Annotated in this window: 6 protein-coding genes; all 6 read right to left on the bottom strand. The window is 68.9% G+C overall.

The window, feature by feature from the left end; genetic code table 11:
• Positions 1-586, bottom strand: a 586-nt coding sequence (locus A5646_RS06670; protein WP_066865307.1) for a sirohydrochlorin chelatase, incomplete at its 3' end; no start/stop codon positions are given.
• Positions 577-1,728 (bottom strand): uroporphyrinogen-III synthase, encoded by a 1,152-nt coding sequence (locus A5646_RS06665; RefSeq protein ID WP_156765538.1) that lies wholly within the window; start codon positions 1,726-1,728, stop codon positions 577-579. The genes A5646_RS06670 and A5646_RS06665, both read right to left, overlap by 10 nt.
• 46 nt (positions 1,729-1,774) lie before the next feature.
• Positions 1,775-3,208 (bottom strand): MFS transporter, encoded by a 1,434-nt coding sequence (locus A5646_RS06660; RefSeq protein ID WP_067020740.1) that lies wholly within the window; start codon positions 3,206-3,208, stop codon positions 1,775-1,777.
• 471 nt (positions 3,209-3,679) lie between these two features.
• Complete coding sequence (locus A5646_RS06655) at positions 3,680-4,591, bottom strand: 5-oxoprolinase/urea amidolyase family protein (RefSeq protein WP_066865314.1); 912 nt, start codon at positions 4,589-4,591, stop codon at positions 3,680-3,682.
• A gap of 18 nt (positions 4,592-4,609) precedes the next feature.
• Positions 4,610-5,284: an allophanate hydrolase subunit 1 gene (locus A5646_RS06650; RefSeq protein ID WP_066865317.1), complete on the bottom strand. Its 675-nt coding sequence runs from the start codon at positions 5,282-5,284 to the stop codon at positions 4,610-4,612.
• 112 nt (positions 5,285-5,396) lie between these two features.
• On the bottom strand, positions 5,397-5,833 hold a 437-nt coding region (locus A5646_RS06645), incomplete at its 5' end, for an ABC transporter substrate-binding protein (RefSeq protein ID WP_156765537.1).

The following is a 5,833-nucleotide window of genomic DNA, read 5'->3' as shown; positions in this document are numbered from 1 at the left end:
GCAGCCGTTGCTGGAACAGGCCGTCGGCCAGCAGGTATGAGGCGACCACGACACGGCTACCGGCGCGGCGCGCGCGGGCCCGCTCCACGGCCTCGGCCAGCTGTGGATCGCCGGTGGCCGCGAACGCCAGGCTCACCCGCGATCCGGTCAACGCGGACAACAACGTCGCGGTGGTGTGCAGGTCCGCGCGCGCCTTGTCATCCGAGGTTCCCGCGGCCGCCAATATCACCGAATCGCCCGGACGCCAGCCGCATTTCACCAACTGGTCGCCGACGATGCGGGCGATCTGACCGCTCGGACCCAACGCGGGGGTGACGAGCACGTTCGGATGGCCGCTGGCCGCCACGTGCGCGGGCAGGTCGGCGCGGACGTGGTATCCGCGCGACAGGAACGCGGGCACCACGATGGCGGGCCGGTCGTCCGCCTTCACGCGCACCAGGACCTCGCTGGGGGTGGGGCCCACCACGTCCACGAAGGCGACGTCGACTTGGCTGCGGACCAGCGTACTCACCTGTGCCGCAAGGTCTTCGACCATCGCCACACCGCCAGGGCGGCGGGTGCCGTGTGCTACCAGGATCAGTGCCATGGGGAGTCTTCCGGATGATCGATCGCAAGACGGTAGCCGCGCTTGACCACCGTTGCGACGATGTTCTTGTCGCCCAACGCCGTTCGCAACCGCAGCACCGCGGTATCGACGGCGTGCGGGTCGTTACTGTTGCCGGGCAGCACCCGGAGCAAGTCGTTGCGCGCGACGACATCGCCGGGGCGTTGCGCCAGCGCCCGCAGGGTCGCCATGCCCGACCCCGACAGGGACTTCACCGAACCGTCGACCAGCACGCAGGTCCCGCGGATCTCGATGTCGTGGCCGGCCGCGCGGATGGTGCACGACCGCAGGGGCGGGAGTTCCTGGGCGATGTGGCGGGCCAACGCCCCCAACCTCATTCGCTCTGGTGACGACGTCGGGATCCCGGCACGGATCAACGGTTGCGCGGTGACCGGGCCGACGCACATCGCGTGCACGTCACTGCGAAGCGCTTGCAGCAGTTGGTCTTCGATGCCCAACTCACGGCTGCGCTCCAACAGCGCCGCGCCGGCGGGGGCGGAGGTGAAGGTCACCGCGTCGAACTGGCGCCGCGCGACCGAGGCGACGAGCTGGTCGAAGTCACCGCCGGCCGGCGTTGGCTTCCAGCGGTATACGTGAATGGGCACCACCTCGGCGCCCGCCGATCGCAAGCCGTTGATGAATTCCGGGAACGGATCCCACCCGTCGGCCGCGCCGTGCAGCTGGACGGCGATGCGCTTGCCGGCGACATCCGACTCGAGAAGGTAGCGCAGCACCTCGCGCGACGATTCGGATTTGGGCGACCACTCTTCGTGTAATCCGGCGGCGCGCAAGGCCCCCGTCGCCTTCGGGCCGCGGGCCACGATCCGCGACTTGGCAAGTGACGCCAGCAGTTGGGTGGCCAGGCCCCACCCGTCGGCCGCGGCGACCCAGCCGCGAAAGCCGATGCCGGTGTGCGCCACCAAGATATCCGGCGGCTCCGCGATCACCGCCTCGGTGTGGTTCTGCAGTTCTTCGTCTTCGGGCAACGCGATGATGTTGATGGCCGCGGCGCTGGACACCTCCGCGCCGTTGCGGCGCAGCAACGCGCACAGCTCCTCGGCGCGGTTCGCCGACGTGACGGCGATCCGGTAGCCGGTCAGCGGCGCGGAGTCTGGTGGGGCCAGTTGGGGGGCCATATGAAGTGTGTATGCCTGCGACGTTTCCGTTGCGTTACCGGTCAATTGCTGTGGCATTGCCCGTGTTGCGAGCCGGCTCACACGCCTCGGTATCCGGTGCCGACCCGGACAGGCCGGGCGCGGTTGCGGGTCGGCGCGCATAGACCGTCCAGGTCATGATCGCCGCCACCACATAGGACACCAGGAACACCCAGTAGGCCGACGTTTCGGTGCCGGTGCTCAGGTACGACTGGCGCAGCGCCAGGTTGATCCCCACGCCCCCGAGCGCACCGACGGCGGAGCAGACGCCGATCAGCGATCCCGCCTTCGCGCGGGCCCAATGACGACGTTCGTCCTCGCTCGCGTCCAGTGAACGGCTGCGCGCCTCGTAGACCGACGGGATCAGCTTGAACACCGAACCGTTGCCCATGCCGGACAGGGCGAACAACACCATGAAGCCGGTGACGTAGCCGATCATGCTGACGGAGTGGGCCGCGGCGTGGTGGTCGTCGAAGGTGCTGATGGTGACCAGCAGCCCGGCGCTCAGGGTCATGCCGGCCAGGACGCCCAGGGTGACGCGGCTGCCGCCGAGCCGATCGGCCAGCCGGCCACCGTAGATGCGCGCCAGCGAGCCGAGCAGGGGCCCGAGGAAGGCCAGCTGCGCGGCGTGCAGCGCCGCATGCTTGGGGCTTTCCCCGGCTTCGGCGAAGTTGACCTGCATCACCTGACCGAAGGCGAAGGAAAAGCCGATCCAGGAGCCGAAGGTGGCGATGTAGAGCAGCGAGATCACATGCGTGTCGCGCTCGAACAGGATCGAGCGCATGGTGCTCAGTTGGGTGCCGTGGTTGACGTTGTCCATGAACAAGGCGGCCGCGATGCCGACGACGACCAGCAACACCAGGTACACCGCGCACACCCAGTACGGCGCCTCGTGGCCGGCGGTGGCCAGCACCAGCAGGCCGACCAACTGGATCACCGCCACCCCCAGATTGGCGACGCCGGCGTTGACGGCCAGCGCGGCGCCCTTGAGTCGCTGCGGGTAGAAGGCGTTGACGTTGGCCAGCGAGGCCGCGTAGTTGCCGCCGCCCAGCCCCGTCAGGGCGGCGCACAGCACGAACGGCCACAGCGGCACACCGGGATTGGCCAGCAGCGCGATGGTGCCGGCCGTCGGGATCAGCAACACGAAGGCCGAGAACGTCGTCCAGTTGCGACCGCCGAAGGCGGCGATGCCCAAGGTGTAGGGGATCCGCGCGCAACCACCGACCAGGGTGGCGACCGCGCCGAGCAGCAGCTTGTCGCCGGCGGAGAAGCCGTAGACCGACCCCGGCATGAACAACGCCATGACGGGCCACAGGGTCCAGATCGAAAACGCCACGTGGTCACCGGCGATGGTGCACAGCAGGTTGCGCCGGGCGATCTTCTTGTTGCCGGCCTCCCAGGCCGTCGTGTCTTCCGGATTCCAGTCCGCGATGCGGTGGTTGCGGCCCATCCGATCGTCACCTTTCTTCGCCACGGCGGTTATGCCTGTCGCCGTATCACGGAAAGCGATTGCGCCCCAATGGCATCGCGTCGACCGGCGTGCATACAGATCCTCTCCTCAGGCCCCACGAACCGCCGCATCGGGCCGCCGCCGCGCCAGGGGTCACCGCGCTCGCCCGATATCGGGAAAGCGGTTCGGAGACTGGCTTTCGACGCTTGGGCACCCCGAATGGGCGGGCATGCCCCGCCGTATGGTCCGATGCTCACATTTACGACGCGAACGGGTCAACCGGAACGGGCCGATATCGCCTGTTAGTTGTTTACCAGTTATCTGGTAACTGCCTGAGGGACAATCAGTTCGCGAGGCCGCGGTTCATCGGCCGTGAATGGGCGCCGCCATCAAGTGATTTCACACATCCGGCCGCCGCGGTGTGAGCTGGGATACAGGCGATTCCCGCGCCGACGATTCGGCGGGCGAGATCTAGGAAAACGGCCAACTCGCGGCACCGGACTGGGCGCCCACCAGGGACCTGGGCCGCGCCCAGTGCAGTCGCACGGTCTGGCCGGGCCGCACCTGGGCGATCTTGTCCACGTCCTCGTCGACCACCACGCCGATCACCGGGTAACCGCCGGTGACGGGATGGTCGGGTCCCAGGATCACCGGTAAACCGTTGGGGGGCACCTGAATTGCGCCACGGGTGGCGCCCTCGCTGGGCAGCTGGCGGTCCGGGTAGCAGTGCTGCAGCGGCCGGCCCGTCAGCCGCATCCCCACCCGGTCGCTGCGATCCGAGGCCACCCAATCGGTGTGTACCAGGGCGTCGGGATCGACGAACCAGTCGTCGCGCGGCCCGGGCACCACGGACAGCTCGACGACATGGTCGGTGATGGCCGCGACCGGCGCCTGGTCCAGCTCGGGGTAGGCGTCGGTGTGCTCGCCGATCGGCAGGCGGTCACCGCTGCGCAGCGGCGCCGGGCCGATGGCCGACATCACGTCGTAGCTGCGCGACCCGAGCACCGGCTCCACGCAGATGCCGCCGCGGATCGCCAGATAGCTGCGCAGCCCCGCGCGCGGCGCGCCCAGCGAGATCACCTCGCCATCGCGCACATGATGAATGCTGTTGGTGCCGAACTTGATTCCGTTGACCGTGGGGTCGGTGTCGGCGCCCGTCACCGCGATGTCCACATCACCGCCGGTGACCCTGGCCGCGAAACCACCGAACGTCACCTCCACGGTGGCGCGGTCGTCGGGGTTGGCCACCAGCCGGTTGGCCAGCTTGTGCGCGCGCCGGTCGGCTGCTCCCGAGCGGCTCACGCCCAGGTGGGCCAGCCCCGGGCGACCGAGGTCTTGGACGACGGCGAACGGTCCGGTGCGCAGGATCTCCAGGATCGGCACGGCTATCTCCTCAGGTATCTAGACGGCCCGGAACTGAACCCACATGCCCTGCGCCAACAACGCCGGGTTCGGCCGCTGCAGATCCCACAGCACCGCGTCGGTGTGGCCGATCAGTTGCCACCCGCCGGGGGACTGCCGCGGGTAGACCGCGCTGAATTCACCGGCGAGGCCGACCGAGCCGGCGGGCACCGATGTCCTCGGCTCGGGGCGGCGCGGCACCCGCAGGCGCGGATCGCCGTCGACCAGATAGGCGAAACCGGGTGCGAATCCACTGAATCCGACCCGCCACGGCGTGGCGGTGTGGGCGTCGATCACCGCCGCGATGGTCAGTCCGGTGCGGTCGGCGACCTCGGCCAGGTCCGGGCCGTCGTAGACGACGTCGATGACCACGTCGGCGCGGCGCGCCGAGGCGGCCCCCGGGGCGGCGTCGACGCGCATCTTGCGCAGCCGCTGACGGATGACGCCCTGAGAGCGCGGGCCGTCCAGCTTCACCAGCACCGTGCGGGCGGCCGGCACGACGTCGACCACGCCCGGTATCGCCGCGGCGCGCAGCGCGTCCGCCCATGCCAATACCTCGGCGGTACTGCCGCATTGCACCATCAGCGCGCGGTCGCCGTAGTCCACGACGGTGTTGCCGACCAGCTCCGTCGGCAGGTTGTGGGCCAGGTCGCCGCTAAGATCCGTCACGCTCATTACTCGACGGTAACCCCGGGATCGGGGCCTGTGCGAGGGGCGGGCGACGGATTTTCGAGCACTGCCAGAGCTGCCTTAGCAAACGCTCAAACAGCCACGCCCGCGCGCGTGGCTACCCCAGGATCTTGGTGATCAGCGGGGGCAGCTGGTCGGCGATGACCGGGTAGCTCAGCGGCGACGCGAACGCGATGGCGCCGGCCTGGTCCTTGGTGGTGAAGATGTGGCGGTTCTGCGCCGTGGTCAGCGACCCGGCCACCTCCGGGTCGGTCAGTATCGCCTTCTGATCGTCGGGGTTCTGGGTCGTCCAGATCACCAGGTCGGCGGAATCGAGTACCGCCTTGATGTGATCGCGCGGGATGACGGCGCGCTGATCGGTGCCGAAGGGTTTGATGCTGTCGGAGATGACCAGGCCCATCTGGTTCAGAAAGTCCGTCCGCCAGCCCGCCATGGTGGCTACGACCGTGCCCTGCCACAGCGCGCCGTGCATCAGCAGCGCCTTCTTGCCGGTCCATTGCTGATTCTTCTTGCCGATGTCGGTGAACTTCTGGT

It is taken from the genome of Mycobacterium sp. 1245499.0, from assembly GCF_001673615.1.
Lineage (GTDB): Bacteria > Actinomycetota > Actinomycetes > Mycobacteriales > Mycobacteriaceae > Mycobacterium > Mycobacterium europaeum_A.
This window is presented reverse-complemented; position numbering and strand designations above follow the sequence as displayed.

What these genes read in the sequence shown, in the direction of transcription:
- A5646_RS06660 (WP_067020740.1), bottom strand. Translation starts at nt 3,208, where the DNA reads ATGGGCCGCAACCACCGCATCGCGGACTGGAATCCGGAAGACACGACG.
- A5646_RS06650 (WP_066865317.1), bottom strand. Translation starts at nt 5,284, where the DNA reads ATGAGCGTGACGGATCTTAGCGGCGACCTGGCCCACAACCTGCCGACG.